Annotated in this window: 10 protein-coding genes; 7 read left to right on the plus strand and 3 right to left on the minus strand. The window is 71.8% G+C overall.

The features are described 5' to 3' along the window. Positions 1-367: 367 nt before the first annotated feature. Positions 368-745, minus strand: a complete 378-nt coding sequence (locus ACGFML_RS25920; protein WP_393547506.1) for a VOC family protein — start codon at positions 743-745, stop codon at positions 368-370. 85 nt (positions 746-830) lie between these two features. Between ACGFML_RS25920 and ACGFML_RS25925 the strand changes: the two genes are divergently transcribed. Together ACGFML_RS25925 and ACGFML_RS25930 are read left to right on the plus strand one after the other, a co-directional pair. Next, positions 831-1,289 (plus strand): MarR family winged helix-turn-helix transcriptional regulator, encoded by a 459-nt coding sequence (locus ACGFML_RS25925; protein ID WP_393547508.1) that lies wholly within the window; start codon positions 831-833, stop codon positions 1,287-1,289. A gap of 207 nt (positions 1,290-1,496) precedes the next feature. Beyond that, the gene (locus ACGFML_RS25930; RefSeq protein WP_393547542.1) at positions 1,497-1,706 is read left to right on the plus strand and encodes a DUF1330 domain-containing protein; all 210 of its coding nucleotides are present in this window, start codon (positions 1,497-1,499) and stop codon (positions 1,704-1,706) included. A gap of 69 nt (positions 1,707-1,775) precedes the next feature. Here the strand turns inward: ACGFML_RS25930 and ACGFML_RS25935 are convergent, their stop codons facing one another. Then, positions 1,776-3,596: an ABC transporter ATP-binding protein gene (locus ACGFML_RS25935; protein WP_393547510.1), complete on the minus strand. Its 1,821-nt coding sequence runs from the start codon at positions 3,594-3,596 to the stop codon at positions 1,776-1,778. Next, positions 3,574-5,382, minus strand: coding sequence for an ABC transporter ATP-binding protein (locus ACGFML_RS25940; protein ID WP_393547512.1), 1,809 nt, complete (start codon positions 5,380-5,382; stop codon positions 3,574-3,576). The genes ACGFML_RS25935 and ACGFML_RS25940 overlap by 23 nt, the downstream gene beginning before the upstream one ends. 397 nt (positions 5,383-5,779) lie before the next feature. Here ACGFML_RS25940 and ACGFML_RS25945 point away from each other — a divergent pair, with 397 nt between their 5' ends. From ACGFML_RS25945 to ACGFML_RS25965, 5 genes are all read left to right on the plus strand, one after another. Continuing rightward, entirely contained in the window at positions 5,780-6,811 is a 1,032-nt protein-coding gene (locus tag ACGFML_RS25945) for a GDP-mannose 4,6-dehydratase (protein WP_393547514.1), read from the plus strand. A gap of 212 nt (positions 6,812-7,023) precedes the next feature. Further along, positions 7,024-7,779, plus strand: a complete 756-nt coding sequence (locus ACGFML_RS25950) for a thioesterase II family protein (protein WP_393547516.1) — start codon at positions 7,024-7,026, stop codon at positions 7,777-7,779. 148 nt (positions 7,780-7,927) lie between these two features. After that, positions 7,928-10,819 (plus strand): AAA family ATPase, encoded by a 2,892-nt coding sequence (locus ACGFML_RS25955; protein WP_393547518.1) that lies wholly within the window; start codon positions 7,928-7,930, stop codon positions 10,817-10,819. A 14-nt stretch (positions 10,820-10,833) separates the two neighbouring features. Then, entirely contained in the window at positions 10,834-13,653 is a 2,820-nt protein-coding gene (locus ACGFML_RS25960; protein WP_393547520.1) for an AAA family ATPase, read from the plus strand. Next, entirely contained in the window at positions 13,643-16,402 is a 2,760-nt protein-coding gene (locus tag ACGFML_RS25965) for an ATP-binding protein (RefSeq protein ID WP_393547522.1), read from the plus strand. Before ACGFML_RS25960 ends, ACGFML_RS25965 begins: the two co-directional genes overlap by 11 nt. Positions 16,403-16,772 lie beyond the last annotated feature (370 nt).

Genomic DNA, 16,772 nt, shown 5'->3' on the forward strand with positions numbered 1-16,772 from the left:
ATGTGCTTTCCCGACCATGCGCGCTGAACTCCCTTAGCAGAAGGCCCAATGAACGCCGCTGAACAGGAGGAAGGGTTCGGGAACGTCGCCTGTTCCTCCTCTTTCGATGGGATGTGGAGGCAGGAGGTCGGGCGATGTCGGACGACGTACGGTCACGCCCCACTGCGTGTGCGCAACAGGAGGGCGGCCCGGCTGCGGCAGGGCGCCCAGTGGTTGCTGATGATGCGGGCGAGGCGGTCGTGTCGGCGGCATCCGTGCCGATGACGCCCAGGCCGCTGCTTCGTACGGGGAGCGGAAGCGCACCGGCCGCAGTCCCGGGTACGCCGAGGCGAGGGCCGCCCCGGCCTGCGCCTCACCGGGCCCGCGGTCAGCTCCCGTGCGCGGTGATGGCGTAGCCCTCGGGGCCGAGGAAGGTGAACATCCTGCCGAACGGGCCGTCCTCCGGTGCCTTGACGATGGGGGTCCCGGCGGCCTGGAGGCGGTCATGGAGCCCCTGGGCGTCGTTGGTCCTGAACCACAGGGCGACGCCGAGGCCGGGCCGCTCCACGCTGTCGAGGTCGACGCCCGGCAGGGGCTCGCGGACGGCGAACGCGACCGGCTCGGTGATGAACACCACGGCGCCGGGGGGTGAGGCGGGGGCCCGGCGCAGCCCGAGCTGCGTCTCGAAGAAGGCGGCGGCCGTGTCGACGTCACGCACCTGCAGTGCGACGAAGTCGGGCCCGGTGACGGAGACGGCGGTGGTCATGGGGTGCTCCTCAAACGTGCTCGATGTCAGGACTTTGACATGGGTGACGGTAGGCACCCCCGCTCGCCTATGTCAAACTCCTGACATGAGTGAGCGAGCAACGACCGACCCGATCCCGGCCGGCGACGTGACCGAGCGGCTGGGGTACCGCCTCAAACGCGCCGCGGCAGCCCTGCGGGGCGCGATGGACGGGGCCCTGCGCGAGTACGGACTGACCGTGCCGCAATACGCCTGCCTCGAACTCCTCGACCAGCGACCCGGGCTGTCCAACGCCGAACTGGCCCGCGGCGCCTTCGTCACCCGGCAGTCCATGAACGTCGTCCTGCGCGGACTGCAGGACGCCGGCCTGATCATCCGCGCGACCAGCACCGACCATGGCCGCGCCCTGCCCGCCCACCTCACCGAGGAGGGCCACCGCCGCCTCGCCGCGGCACGCTCTGCCGTCTACGCCATCGACCAGCGGATGACCGACGCCGTCCCGCCGAAACGCCTCGCCACCCTTCTCGCCGACCTGGACCGCATGACGGAGACATTCGGTGGGTGAACCGGTCCGCGCTCGATGAGCGGGCGCCGTAGCAGGGCAGCGGTGGTCAATGGCCTCTACCGTGACCTCCGTACACCCGGTGCCCAAAGGAACGGGGAACCCATGCCCGCTTATGTCATCGTCAACGTCGATGTGCTCGACGAGGAGGCCGGACCGGCCTATGCCTCCATGTCCCAGAAGTCCGTCCTCGGCTACGGCGGCCGTTAGCTGGTCGCGGGCTCCACGCCCAAGCCCGTCGAAGGAACCTGGGACTCCTCCCGGTTCGTGGTCATCGAGTTTCCCGACATGGACCGGATCCGGGAGTGGTACGACTCCCCCGAGTACCGGCGGGCCCGGGAGATACGAGAGGGCAAGGCTCGGGTGGGGATGCTGTTCGTCGAGGGCGCGCCGCCCGAGGGCTTCTCCCTCCCCGCCTAGGTGTGCTGTTCCGGCACGTCGGTGCGGTGGACAAAGAGGGGTGCCGGGAAAGGCTCGCCGTGCCCCCGGTCAGCGGGGTGCGGCAGCCTCCCGTTCGGTGGCCTCCGGTCCGGTGGCGCCCACTGCCGAGTGCAGCCGGGCGTAGGCCCCCTTGGCGGCGATGAGCTGGTCGTGGGTGCCGCGCTCGACGATGCGGCCGCTTTCCATGACGAGGATGAGGTCGGCGTCGCGGATGGTGGAAAGCCGGTGGGCGATGACGAAGCTGGTGCGGCCCGCGCGCAGCGAGTGCATCGCGCGCTGGATGAGGGCCTCCGTGCGGGTGTCGACGGAGCTGGTCGCCTCGTCGAGGAGCAGGATCGAGGGCCGGGTCAGGAAGGCGCGGGCGATGGTGAGGAGTTGCTTCTCGCCCGCGCTGACGTTGGCCGACTCCTCGTCCAGGACCGTGTCGTAGCCGTCGGGCAGGGTGCGGATGAAGTGGTCGGCACAGGTGGCGCGCGCGGCGGCGACGATGTCCTCGCGGGTGGCGTCGGGGCGTCCGTAGGCGATGTTCTCGGCGATGGTGCCGGAGAAGAGCCAGGCGTCCTGGAGCACCAGGCCGATGTGGGAGCGCAGCTCTTCGCGGGTCAGGGTTTTGATGTCGATGCCGTCCAGGAGGATGGTCCCCTCGTCGGTTTCGTAGAACCGCATGAGGAGGTTGCCCAGAGTGGTCTTTCCCGCGCCGGTCGGACCGACGACGGCCACGGTCCGACCGGGCTCGACGGTGAGGGAGAGGTCCTCGATGAGGGGCGTGCCGGGGGAGTAGCGGAAGCAGACTCTCTCGAACCGGACGTGTCCGCGGCCCTTTCGGAGCCGCGCGGGGCGGTCCGGGGCGGGGGACTGTTCGTCGGCGTCCAGGAGTTCGTGGATCCGCGTCGCCGAGGCGAGGGCGGACAGAAGGCGGGCGGCGATGCCGGCGACCTCGACGATCGGCTGACTGAACTGCCGGGAGTAGAGGATGAACGCCTGGACGTCGCCGATGGACAGGGCTCCGCTGACGACGCGCAGCGCGCCGACGACCGCCACGACGATGTAGCCGAGGTGGGAGACGAACATCATCGACGGCTCGATGGCGCCGGAGACGAACTGGGCCCGCGCTCCGGCGTGGTACAGGGCTTGGTTGTGCTCGTCGAAGGCCCGCTCGGCCTGTTCGCGCCGCCCGAAGCCCTTGACCAGCGAGTGCCCGGTGTAGACCTCCTCGACATGGGCGCTGAGCTCTCCGGTGGCGGACCACTGCTGGGTGAACCGCGGCTGTGCGCGCCTGCTGATCCGGGCGGCGAGCACGGCCGACACCGGAACGCAGGTCAGCATGATCAGCGCCAGCAGCGGAGAGATGACGAACATCGACACCAGCATGGTCAGCACGGAGAACACCGCTGTGATCAGCTGGCTGAGGGTCTGCTGGAGGGTCTGCTGGAGGTTGTCGACGTCATTGGTCACCCGACTGAGCACGTCGCCCGCCGGGTGGCTGTCGAAGTACCGCATCGGCAGGCGGGCGAGCTTGGCCTCCACGGACCGGCGCAGTGTGAAGACCACACGCTGGACGACGGACGCCACCAGCCACCCCTGGAGGAGGGTGAGGAAGGAGGCGGCGCCGAAGAGCGCAAGCGCGACCAGCAGTACCCGGGCGATTCCGTCGAAGTCGGCTCCCCCGGATCCGGGCGCGTGCCGGACGCCGTCGAAAACGAGGTCCGTGGCCCTGCCCAGGAGCATCGGGCCCGCCGCGTTGAGCGCGACGCCACCGATGCCGAGGAGGATCGCCACGGTCACCGCGACACGGTGCGGGCGCAGTAGTTCCAGCGTACGGCGGACGGTCGTGCGCCGCCCGCGGCTAGTGCTGTTCTCCGCGACCATGGACGGCCTCCTGACGGGTCGTTGCGGCTGCGGCGTCCGGGGCGGAGCCGCCGTAGTGGCCGGTGGTCGCGGTGAGTTGGGAACGGGCGATCTCCTGATACGTGGTACTGGTACCGAGCAGTTCCTCGTGCGTTCCGGTGGCGACCACCCGCCCCGCGTCCAGGACCACGATGCGCTGCGCATGCCGGACGGTGCTGACGCGCTGGGCGACGGTGAGAACCGTCGCCCGGGAGAGCTCCGGCTCCAGGGCGGCCCGCAGCGCGGCGTCCGTGGCGTAGTCCAGCGCGGAGAAGCAGTCGTCGAAGAGATAGATGTCCGGCCGGCGCAGCAGGGTGCGGGCGATCGCCAGCCGCTGCCGCTGTCCGCCGGACACATTGGTGCCGCCCTGGGTGATGGGCGAGTTCAGCCCCTCGGGCATGCGCTGGACGAAGTCGCGGGCCTGGGCGATGTCCAGCACGCGCCAGAGCTCGTCGTCACCGGCGTCCGGGTCGCCGAAGCGCAGATTGCCGGCGACGGTGCCGGAGAAGAGGTACGGCCGCTGCGGTACGAAGCCGACGGTACGGCGCAGCACCGCCGGGTCCAGGGTGCGGACGTCGACGCCGCCCACGTGGACGGAGCCGCCGGTGGCGTCGAAGTGCCGCAGTACGAGATTGAGCAGGGTGGTCTTGCCGCTGCCGGTGCTGCCGAGGATCGCCACCGTCTCGCCGGGCCGGACGCTCAGATCGATCCCGCTCAGCACCGGCTCCTTAGCTCCCGGATAACGGAACTCGGTGCCGCGCAGGGTCAGTTCACCGGCCTTGGGTACGGCGCGTACGGGCTCGGGCGGCGCCGCTACGCTCGGCTCGGTCGCCAGCACCTGTTGGATGCGCTCGGCGGAGACCCTCGCCCGCGGCATCGCCAGACACACGAGGGTGACCATCACCACCGACATCAGGACCAATGACAGGTAGCTCAGAAACGCACTGAGCGCGCCGAACGGCATCGATCCGGCCTCGATACGGTGGGCTCCGAGCCACAGCACGGCCACCATGAAGGCGTTCAGGGCCAACAGCACGACGGGAACGATGGTGGCCAGCAGCCGGCCGACACGCAGCGAGATGTCACGCAATTCGGAATTGATGCGGCCGAATCGCGTGCCTTCGTGGGTGTCGCGCACAAAAGCACGTACGACGCGGACTCCGGTAATGCGTTCGCGTAGCAGCCCGTTGATGCGGTCCAGGTATTTCTGCATACGGGCATAGAACGGATCGGTGCGGCTCAGAATGAGTCCGAAGGACATTCCGAGGACCACCACCAGTGCCACCAGGAGCAGGGCGAGCTGAATGTCCTGCTGGAGTGCGAGCGCGACGCTCCCCACGCACATCAGGGGCGCCGATACGGCGACACCGAACGCGGAGAGCGCCAGCATCTGCACCTGCTGCACATCGTTGACGGTCCGCGTCATCAGTGACGGAGTGCCGAACTGCCCGACCTCGCGGGCCGAGAAGTCCAGCACCCGGCGGAAGACGGCCGAGCGCATGTCGCGGCCCATCACCATGGCCGTGCGGGCCCCCAGTGACACCGCGCCCACGGACGCCCCGAACTGGAGGAGCGCGAGGGCCAGCATGGCCGGACCGGTCCGGGTGATGTAGCCGCTGTCGGCCTTGACCACGCCGTTGTCGATGATCGCGGCGCCCAGTGTGGGCAGTGCCAACGTGGCCAGGATCTGCACCAGTTGCAGCAGCCCCAGCAGCGCGACGGAGCGCCGGTGGGGCCGCAGGTGGATTCGCAGAAGTCTGAGCAGCACCGGATGTCGCTCCAGGAGATGGGCAGGCCCGGTCGGCAGCGGGGAAGTGAGCGCCGGCCGGGCCCGGAGGGGCTCACCCCGACAGTGCAGCGCACCGCACACCGGAAAATCCCTAGTGTCCCGCCGGCAGGGGTGCGGTGGCCGTACCGGATCCGGCGGCGGCAGGTGTTTTCAACAAGCAGGAAGGGCGCGGTGGTGGGGACTCGGGAATTCCCTAGTGTGCCCGGAATTCCTTGACGTCGCGACCGGCCGCTTGGGAGCGTGCGATTACCCAGCGTCCGGTCCGCGGCGTTTTCGATGCCCTTCGTTCGCCGAGCGGCCGAGTAGCCAAGAGGTCAAGTAGCCAATACGGCTGTGCGTTTGGGCGGCCTGTTCTATGCGAAGGAGAGGACTGAAAATGTCCAAGCGTGCGCTGATCACAGGAATTACCGGGCAGGACGGCTCCTATCTGGCCGAGCACCTGCTCTCGGAGGGATACCAGGTATGGGGTCTGATGCGGGGCCAGGCGAACCCCCGCAAGTCGCGGGTCAGCCGGCTCGTGTCCGAACTGTCCTTCGTCGACGGCGACTTGATGGATCAGGCCAGCCTGGTCTCCGCTGTCGACAAGGTGCAGCCCGATGAGATCTACAACCTCGGTGCGATCTCCTTCGTCCCGATGTCCTGGCAGCAGGCCGAGCTCGTCACCGAGATCAACGGCATGGGCGTCCTGCGTATGCTCGAGGCGATCCGCATGGTCAGCGGCCTGAACGGCTCGCGCAGCGGTGGCAGTGGCCAGATGCGCTTCTATCAGGCGTCCTCGTCGGAGATGTTCGGCAAGGTCGCCGAGACGCCGCAGTGCGAGACCACCATCTTCCGGCCGCGCAGCCCCTACGGCGTGGCGAAGACCTATGGGCACTTCATCACCCGCAACTACCGCGAGTCCTTCGGCATGTACGCGGTCTCCGGCATGCTGTTCAACCACGAATCACCGCGCCGCGGCACGGAGTTCGTGACCCGGAAGATCTCCCTCGCGGTGGCCCGCATCAAGCTCGGCCACCAGGACAAGCTGTCCCTGGGCAACCTCGACGCCGTACGCGACTGGGGCTTTGCCGGCGACTACGTCCGTGCCATGAACCTGATGCTCCAGCAGGACGAGCCGGGCGACTATGTGATCGGCACCGGCCAGATGCACTCGGTCCGCGACGCCGTCCGCATCGCCTTCGATCACGTGGGCCTGAACTGGGAGGACTACGTCAGCATCGACCCCTCGCTGGTGCGCCCGGCCGAGGTGGAGATCTTGTGCGCGGACGCCGAGCGCGCCCGCGCCCAGCTGGGTTGGAAACCCAGCGTCGGCTTCCCCGAGCTGATGCGCATGATGGTCGACTCCGACCTGCGCCAGACGTCCCGCGAGCGGGAGTACGGGGACCTGCTGCTGGACGCCAGCTGGTAGCCGGACACACGGGATACCCCGGCGGGCGGATTCGGGCGTATCCCGTACGGCTCCGGCACGGCGGGTGCGCTGTCACCCGGAGCACGGACACTAGGTGATTTCCCCCCTTCCTCCTTGTGGAATGGGGGTGTGGACCAACAGGGGCCCGGTGATCGGCCGCCGCATCCCGGCGGACCGGTCCCGTGCCATCGCGAGGAGGAGGAACGGGCACCATGACGACGAACGCGGTGGAAGGGCTCTGGGCCCGGTGCTACCACCCGGCGCCGGAGCGCCCGCGCCAGCTCGTCTGCTTTCCGCACGCGGGCGGTTCCGCCTCCTTCTTCCACCCCGTGTCGGCGCAGCTGTCGTCCGTGGCGGAGGTGCTGTCGGTGCAGTACCCCGGCCGCCAGGACCGGCGCACCGAGACCAGCCCCGGCGACATCGGGACCATGGCCGATCAGGTGTACGCGGCGCTCCGGGACCGGCTCATGTCGCGACCGACGGCGTTCTTCGGGCACAGCATGGGCGCGATGGTCGCGTTCGAGGTGGCCCGGCGGCTGGAGGCCGACGGTGGCGAGCTGACGCACCTCTTCGCCTCGGCGCGGCGCGCGCCCTCGCGTTACCGCACGGAGAGCGTGCACCGGCGCGACGACGACGGGATCGTCGCCGAGCTGAAGCTGCTCTCCGGTACGGACGCCTCGCTGCTGGGCGACGAGGAGCTGCTGCGCATGGTCCTCCCGGCGATCCGCAGCGACTACACCGCGGTGGAGACCTACCGTTGCGACCCCGGGGCGGCGGTCAACGCGCCGATCACCGCGTTGACCGGTGACAGCGACCCCAAGACCACGCTGGAGGAGGCCGGGGACTGGCGCGCGCACACCACGGGCGCCTTCGACCTCCGGGTCTACCCGGGCGGTCACTTCTACCTCAGCTCCCAGGCTCCCGCCGTCCTTGCGCTGCTGCGCGGACACCTCACCTCTGGCCAATAGTTCACGCACTGAGGTGCAGCTTTCGATCACGTAGCTTGTTCGATCGTGTACTGTAAGACACGTCGGTCATCACCCTTTAGAGTGATTTACGACACGATATGGTGACGTTCCGTCACCTCTGTTGTATGTCCGAGGTGCGAGGAGCTCTATGGTGCGAGATCGGAGCGTCACTTCCTTCTCGAACAGCACCTTGGTCGGCCGGACCGACGACATGGATACGCTCAACCGCCTCGCCCACGCGGCGCGTTGGGGGCATACGGCCTCGGCGGTCGTGACCGGCCCGACCGGAATGGGCAAGTCCACCCTGCTGCGTGCCTTCCTCGACGGGGGCGCCTGCCGGCACGCGACGGTTCTGCACGGCCTCTGCGAGGAGGGTTCCTCGGGCGACCCCTTGAGCGGTGTGCGCGGCCTGCTGGGCCCCACCGTGCAGGGCGCTTCCCTCGAAGGCGGCGCCCTCCTCGCCCTCACCCCCGGCGCGCTGGCCGGTGAGCCGCCGCACGCCCGCGCCGTCCAGCGCGCGTTCCACGGCCTGTACCGCCTCGCGGCGAACGAGCTGAGCCGCCGCCCGCTCGTCCTCGCGCTGGACGACGTCCACCACTGCGACGAACTCTCCCTGCGCTGGCTGGACTTCCTGCTGCGCCGGGCCGACGGCCTCCCCCTGCTCATCGTCCTCACCCAGCAGACCGAGGCCGCCGCCCACGCTCGCGGCGCCCCGGCCCACCGCGCCCTTGCGGACCTCACCGCCGGCCGCCGCACCACGACGCTGCGCCTGCGACCGCTGGCCGAGAAGGATGTCGCCGAGGCCGTACGGCAGTTCCTCCCGGCACCCGCCACCCCCGCCTTCGCCATCCGCGCCTGGTCCGTGACGGGCGGCAACCCCCGCCTCCTGGGCCGCCTGCTGCGCGCGCTGCGGGCCGAGGGCGCCGGTTCGGGCGTGGGCGACGCCGACCGGATCGCCGAGACCGGCGGCCGCGTCCTGGCCGCCTGGGCGCGCGAACTCCTGGACCGTCGGCCGTCCTGGGTCGGCGAGGTCGCGCGGGCGGTGGCGGTGCTCGGTGAGCGGGGCGCCGACCACGTCGGCTCCCTGGCCGCCGTCCCCGCCGATGTCGTCGAGGACGCACTGACGGTGCTGCGCGAGGCCGGACTGCTGACGTCCGGCGGCGGACACCTGGCGGACGGCGCGGTGCGCGCGGCGGTGCTGGCACCGCTGGACGGCCGGGCGCTGTCCGGCCTGCGCACGCGGGCGGCCCTGATCCTGAGCGACGCGGGGCGGCCCGCCGAAGAGGTCGCCGACCACCTCCTGCCGCTGCCCTCGATATCCGAACCATGGATGCCCGGCGTCCTGCTGGAGGCCGCCGTCCTGGCGGAGGCGCGCGGCGCCCCGGAGACCGCGGCCCGCTACCTGTACCGGTTACTGGAAGTGGACCCCGACAGCGTGGAGGTCCGCGTCCGGCTGGCCGGGGCACTGGCCGAGACCGACCCGGCCGAGGCCATCGGCCTGCTCCGCGGAGCGCTGGAGCCCAGCGTCGACATCCGCACCCGGGCGAGGATCGCCGCGCAGTTCGGGACGACCTGCCTGGCCGCGCGCGAGAACTCCGCCGCCCTGGGCATGCTCGAAGGCGTCCTGGACGCCCTCGACGCCGAACTCGGCCCCGACCCCCTGCCCGCCGACCGGGAACTGCGCACGCTCGTCGAGTCGGTGCTGATGATCGTCGGCTCACACAGCCGCAGCACGATCGCCGCGACACGCAAGCGGGCCGCGGCGATGACCGTGCCCGCGGGCGACACTCCCGCCCAGTGCCAGAAGCTGGCGGCGACGGCCGTACTGACGGCACTCGACGGCCAGGCCCCCGAACCGGCGGTGGAGTACGCCTTGCGCGCGGCCCGCTCCCACCAACTTCCCCTGAAGAGCTTGTCCCTGATCAACTCCGCCTTCGTCCTGGACCTCGCCGACCGCACCGAGGACGCGATGGCCGCGTTGGACCGTCTCCTGCGCCACGGCCGGGAGAACTCCGCCCTACGCACCTACACCCTGGCCCTGTCCATCCGCGCCCTGCACCTGCACGGCCTGGGCGCACTCCCGGAGGCGCTCGCGGACGCCGGGACGGCGGTGCGGATCTGCGGTGCGGAACGATGGGGCGAGATGATGGTTCTGCCGCGCCTGGCCCTGGCGGGCGTACTGGTGGACCGGGGCGAGCCCGCGCGTGCCGAGGAGCTGCTGACCGGCACCGCACCCGCCTGGCGCGACCAGTACGTGTGGACCTACCACCGTTACCTCATGGCCCACGGCCGTTCCCGCCACGCCTTGGGGGACGCGGAGGGCGCACTGGCGCTGTTCCGCGAGTGCGGCAGGTCACTGGAGGAGGCCGAAGTGCGCCACGCGGCATACCTGCCCTGGTGGGCGGAGGCGGCCTGCGTGCTCGCGGAACTGGGCCGCGCCGAGGAGGCCCAGGAGCCCGCCGCGCACGGCACGCGGCTCGCGCGGCGCTGGGGCACCCCACGCGTCCTCGGCCTGGCCGCCCTGGCCCGCGGCGTGGCCACCCCCGGCGAGAGGGGCGTGGAGCTACTGGGCGAGGCGGTACGGGAACTGTCCGCCTCGCCGGCCCGCGTCGAACACGCCCGCGCCGAACTCGTCCTGGGACAGGCTCTGTTGGCGTCCGGCGAGCTACGCGCTGCGCGCGAGCACCTGCGCGCGGCGGCCGACCTCGCCCAGCGGTGCGGCGCCCTCGCGCTGAGCCAGAAGGCGCGGGGCGCCCTGTTGGCGGCGGGCGGCCGCATGCGGAAGATGACCGCCTCGCCCCTGGACCTGCTCACCAGCATGGAACGCAAGGTCGCCGGCCTGGCCGCCGGCGGCGCCAAGAACCGCTCGATCGCACAGTCGCTGTACGTCACCGTGCGCACCGTCGAGACGCATCTGACAAGCGTGTACCGCAAGTTGGACATATCCGATCGCGCCCAGCTCGCCCCGGTTCTCCGCTCCCCGGGCGTCTACGCGGAACGGGTGCCGCAGGAGGCGTCGCGGCGGCGCGGACAGCGCTGACGGCGGCCGGGGTGATGTCTGTGACAGGGCTGACGGACCAGCAGCTATACGCTGGGTTTATACGGGCGGGGCGTCGGCGCACCGACCCGGCCCTGCTCGAACGCGAGCCGGAGCAAGCGCAGTTGAGGCAGGTGGTGACCGCACTCGGCGAAGGCCGCCCCGCCGTCGTCTCCGTGACCGGCCGCCCCGGCTTCGGCCACAACGCCCTGCTGCGCTGGACCGCCCGCCTCGCAGAGGAGCGCTCGATACGCGTTCTGCGCGTCAGCGGCTCCCTGGCCGAACGCGACCTGCGCCACGGAGTCGTGGCCCAACTCCTCACCCCGCTGGGCGAGCTGGCCGAGCGCTCCCTGCGGGCCCTGCGCGGGCAGCGCGAGCCGGACGGCCTGCCGGGCCTGCCCGAACTCCTGCACACCACCCGCCGCACACCCACGCTCGTGACGGTGGAGGACGCGCAGTGGCTGGACGCGGCCTCCCTGCACTGGCTGCAGGCCCTGGTGCGCCGGCTGTCCACGGGCATCCCCCTCGCCCTGCTCATCGGTCGCACCGGCCTGGACCCGCACGGCCCCGAATGGCTGGCCGACGCCGCCCCCTCCGCGCGGCTGACCCGCCATCTCACCGTCCGGCCGCTGAGCCCTCGCGCGGTCGCCGACCTCGCCGAGCAGATCTGCGGCACCCCCTGCGACGAGGGGTTCGCCACCGCGGCCACCGAGGCGTCGCACGGCAGTCCCGCCATCCTGCACGCGGCCCTGCACTGCTTCACCGAGGCCGGCCACCGGCCGACCGCCGACCGCGTCCCGCAGCTGCGCGCCCTGGTCACCGGCATCATCGGCGACCGCGTGGGGCGCGCCCTGCGGGGGCTGTCCGACGAGGCCACCGCCGTCCTGCGCGCGCTGGCCGTCAGCGGCGACCTGCTGAACTTCCCCCTGAACTGCTCCCTGGCCGGGCTGCGCACCGTACGCGAATCCCGGTTGCGCGAGGCGCTGGAAGTGGCCGGCTTCACCACCCCCGACGGCTCCTACGAGCGCATCCGTATGCCCGTCGCCAGGGAGCGCATCCTGGAGGACACGCCCGCTGCCGAACGCGCCGCCCTGCATGCCCGCGCCGCCCACCTCGCCTACCGGGCCGTGGCCGACGACGAGGACATCGCCCGCCTCCTCCTCCAGGCACCGCCCATCGGGGAACCCTGGGCGGTCCACGCCCTGTGCGGCAGCTTCGGTGCCGCCCTGCGCCGCGGCGACCTCGCCCGCGCCACCACCTACCTGGATCGCGCCCTCGACGAGCCCCAAGCCCCCCTGCAGCGCGCACGCATCAGCCTCGACCTGGCCGGCGCCCAGGCCGTGGCCGCCCCCGAAGCCGGCGACCGCAGGCTCGCCACCCTCATCCACACGCCGGGCGAGGGCGAGCCATGGGCCCGACTGCGCGTCCGGGCCCTGGACATGCTCCTGGCCCGCGGCGACGACTCCTGGGGCCGCCGAGCCGCCGCCCAGGCCCTCGCCACCGCCCACGGCAGCGAGCGCGACGACCTCATCGCGCTGTACTGGTACGCCGCCGAGGCCGGGCCCGACGCCACCGATGTCCCCGTCCCCGGCGTCCCCGCCCTGTCCGAACGCCCGCTCGCCCCCGCCCAGGCCGGCATCCGTGCCTGGCAGCTCGCCGCGCGCGGCCGGGACCGCACAACGGCCGCGGAACTGGCCCGCCGCGCCCTGGAAGCGGGCAACGCCGCACCCGTGATGCCCCGCCTGGCCGCCGCCAAGGCACTGTGGCTCACCGACGCCGCCACCGAAGCCGAGGACCACCTCGCCGCGATGGTCGCCGAACTGCGCCGTCGCCACAGCCCCGCCCCTCTCGCCCGCGCCCTGCTCCTGTCCGCCGAACTGCACGTGCGCGGCGGCCGCCTGGACGCCGCCGAACGCGTCGTGGAGGACGCCCAACGGGCACTGCCCGCCGCTGCCTGGCACCCCTTGGCCGCCCCGCACCTCGTGACCATCCGCACCTTCATCGCCCTGGAGACCCGCCGCGGCGACGAGGCCCGTGCCCTGCTCGACACTCCCATGCCGCCGGGCATCGAACACGGCGTCCGCTGGTCCTACCTCCTGTACGCCCGCGCCCGCGTGGCCGCCGACGAAGGACGCTGGGCCGAGGCCCTCGAACTGTTCAAGGAGTGTGGACGCTGGCGGCTGCGGCAACAATGGGCCAACCCCATCATGCTGCCCTGGCGTTCCATGGCCGCCCGAGCCTGTCTCACCCTCGGCGACAAGGAACAGGCCCAGCGCCTGATCCGCGAGGAACTCACCCTCGCCCGCCACTGGGGCGCCCCCAGCGCAATGGGCCTGGCCCACCTGTGCGCCGGATCACTCGACCACCGGGAGTCGCCCGCCGACGCCGGTGCGTCCCTCCACGCGCCGCGCCGGCTGCCCACCCGGCTCGCCTACGCCGAGGTCCTGGCCGAACTCGCCGGCGAGGAAGTCACCAAGGGCGACCACGCCACCGCGACCCGCCTGCTGACCGAACTGTCCCGCCTCACCGTCACCCCGGCCGACAGCCGCCTGGCCGAACGCGTACGGCGGCTCACCGCCCGGTTGGAACAGCCCGCCACCCCCGACGACCCCACCGTCCCCGAGGAGTGGGCCGCCCTGTCGCCCGCCGAGCGGCAGACCGCCGAACTGGCGCGCCGCGGCCTGAGCAACCGAGAGATCGCCGAACAGCTCGGGGTGAGCCGGCGCACCGTCGAGCTCCGGCTGAGCGGTACGTACAAGAAGCTGGGCATCACCTCACGCAAGGAACTCCCCGCGCGGAGTCGTCCGACGGAAAGGGACGTAACCGATGGTGTATGAGCGGGAATCCGAACTGGCACGCATCGACACCGCAGTACGTCAGGCACAGGACGGTCGTTCCTCCGCCCTGCTGTTCACCGGCCCTGTGGGCATCGGCCGATCCACACTCCTCCAGGAGGCCGGAGCGCATTCGCCCGATGGTTTACGGGTCCTACGGGCCAACGCCGCAGCCATGGAGCAGGACTTCGCCTTCGGCATCGTCCACCAGCTCCTCGTCCCCCTCCTGGCCGGTGACCCCGACGACCAGGAGGCGGGAGATCCCGCCCGACCGCTCCCCACCTGCCGCCTCCCCGTCCCCGACGACCAGGACGCCCCCGTCTCCGAATCCGTCCTGCACGGCCTGCGGTCCCTGCTGGCCGAAGCCTGCACCACCGGCCCCGTACTCATCCTCGTCGACGACCTGCAGTGGGCCGACCTCCCCTCCCTGAGCTGGCTCGCCTACCTGGCCCGGCGCCCGCACGGGCTGCGTGCCGCCCTTGTGTGCACCCTGCGCGACGGCGACCCCCGCGCCCAGCACCCGCTCGTCCGCGACCTCGCGGACGCCGCCGACATCCTGCGTCCCGCCCCGCTCTCGCTCGACAGCACCCGGGCCCTGATCCATCACCACCTGGGCGAACCCGCCGACGACAGCTACGCCCACGCCTGCCACGACACCTGCGCAGGCAATCCCCTCTTCCTCCAGTCCGTCCTGCGCGACCTTGCCCAGAGCGGGCACCGCCCCATCGCCGAAAACGTCCACCAGGTCCGCGCGCAGCGCCCTGCCCAGCTCCGCGACCGCCTGGCCGGCTGCCTGTACGCCCAGCCCGGCCCCGTACGCGATCTGGCCGCGGCCATCGCCGCCTTCGGCGACCACTGCGAGCCCGAGCTCGTCCAGCGCCACGCGCGACTGGACGTCATCGGCCACCAGCAGGCCCTGCGCACCCTGCACCACCTCGGTCTGCTCGCCCCCCACGACACCCCGCGCTTCCTTCACCGCGTCGTCCGCGACGCCGTCGAATCCACCCTCACCGTCGCCGAACGCGAACGCTCCCGATACGCCGCGGCCGAACTCCTCCACCAGACCGGCCGCCCCGCCGAACACGTCGCGGACCTGCTGATGGCCGTCACCGCCACCCACCGCCCGTGGGCCGTGGGGATACTGCGGACGGCCGCGGAAGCCGCGCTGCGCCGCGGCGTGCCGAGCACCGCCGCCCGCTACCTGCAACGCGCCCTGCTGGAGAGCACCGCGGGCGACGTCGAGCGCGCCCGCCTGCTGATCGAGCTGGCCGGCGCCGAACGCGGCATCGACCCCGCCGCCTGCGAACGCCACATCAGCCAGGCCGTCCGCCTGCTGCCATCGGCTACCGACCGAGCCGCCGCCACCTTGCGCATCCCACCCAATTTCCTGGGCCAGGCACGCCCCTCGGCGGTGGACCTGCTGCGCCGCGTCTCCGAAGACCTCGGCTCCATGGCGCCGCACCAGGGACGTGCCCGCGACATCGCGCTGCGCCTGGAAGCGCGCCTGTGGCACGCCGGGCACGAGAACCCGACGGAGCTGACCGGTGCGGTGGACCGCCTGCGTGCACTGGGCACCCCGCCCCCCATGGACACCGGCGGCGCCCGCGAACTGGCGGCCGTGCTGACCAACGCGGCGGTTCTCTCGAGTGCTCTGTCGGCAGCGGACGTGGCGACCCTGGCCCAACAGCTCCTGGAACGCGAGCCGGTGACCGGCGCGCGCGCCTGCACCGCACTCCCGCTGGTCGTGGTGGCCCTGTACGCCGCCGACACCGTGCAGGGCATCACCACCCGCCTGTCCTGCGAGCAGCACCGCGACCGCCCGCACGCGGTGGTGCACGCCGAGAACGCCCTGATCCAGCTCGCCCGCGGCCGCCTGACCCAGGCCCGCGAACAGGCCGACCGGGCCGCCGAACTGGCCGACGCGGACTGGCGCGAGCCCACCGCCGCCGTCCGGGCCGCGGTGGCCATGGAAACCGGCGACATCCAGCTGATGGAGAGACTCGTCGACGACGCCGGGCAGCGCTGGCCGGACAGCCTCGCCCTGACGGCCATGCTGCAACTCCTCAAAGCCTCGCTCGACGCCCGCCGCGGCCGCGGCGTCCACGCCCTGGAATCCGCCTTGGCCTGCGGCCGCCAACTGGAGGCGGTCGGCTGGCGCAACTCCGCCCTCTTCCCCTGGCGGCCCCGCGCCATCGTCCTCCACCACCGGCTGGGCCAGCCCGGCCCGGCGCTGGCCCTGGCGGAGGAAGAGCTGGCCTGGGCGCGGCAGTGGGCGGCCCCCGCCGCCCTCGGCCGCGCGCTGCGCCTGAAGGCCCTCCTGTCCGGCGCAGGGGGTGTCCCCGCCCTGCGTGAGTCCGCCGAGGTCCTCCGCACGTCCGCCGGCACGCTCGAACTGGCCCGGACACTCCTGCAGCTGGGTCGCACCCTGGAGGGCGGCAAGGAGTCGAAGGCGGTGCTGCGCGAGGCCGCCGATCTCGCCACCGCCAGCGGCGCCCCCTGGCTGACCGAACGCGCCCACGCGGCCCTGGGAACCGCCGCTCCGAGCGCGGAGGTATCGCTCACCCACAGCGAGCGCAACGTCCTCTCGCTGGTGGGTCGGGGCCTTACCAATCAGGAAATCGCCGGCGAACTCGGGGTGAGCACCCGTGCGGTGGAGAAGCATCTGACGGCGTGTTACCGGAAGTTGGGTGTTTCGGGACGACGCGAGTTGCTGGCAGGCCGAAGCGCGGGCGGGATGCTCGTTTCGCGCTGAGTGTGCCGTGGTGAATGCCCGTTACCTTGCGGCTTACCGGAGTGTTCGGGCGAGGTCAAAAGGGCAGCGGTGCGGGGTGTTCGGGTGACCGAAAGGGCAACGGCGCAGGGTGTTCGGTAGGGCCGAAAGGGCAACGTCGCAGGGTGTTCGGTGGGACCGAAAGGGCAATGGCGTGGGGGACGTTCGGGGGGACCGAAAGGGTGGTGCGGGACCGTACCAAGCGGGGGCGCGACCACAGGTTTAGCGGTGGGGGCCGGGTGAGCGTTGACGCTTGTCCGGATCGCTCCTTAGTGTCGATTGTGTCGGGGGGAACGGAATTCCTTCCCGACTGTCGCCGGGCCCCCTCGGTCCGCCCGGCCCGCTTCGTTCT

This window comes from Streptomyces sp. NPDC048650, from assembly GCF_043199095.1.
Taxonomy (GTDB): domain Bacteria; phylum Actinomycetota; class Actinomycetes; order Streptomycetales; family Streptomycetaceae; genus Streptomyces.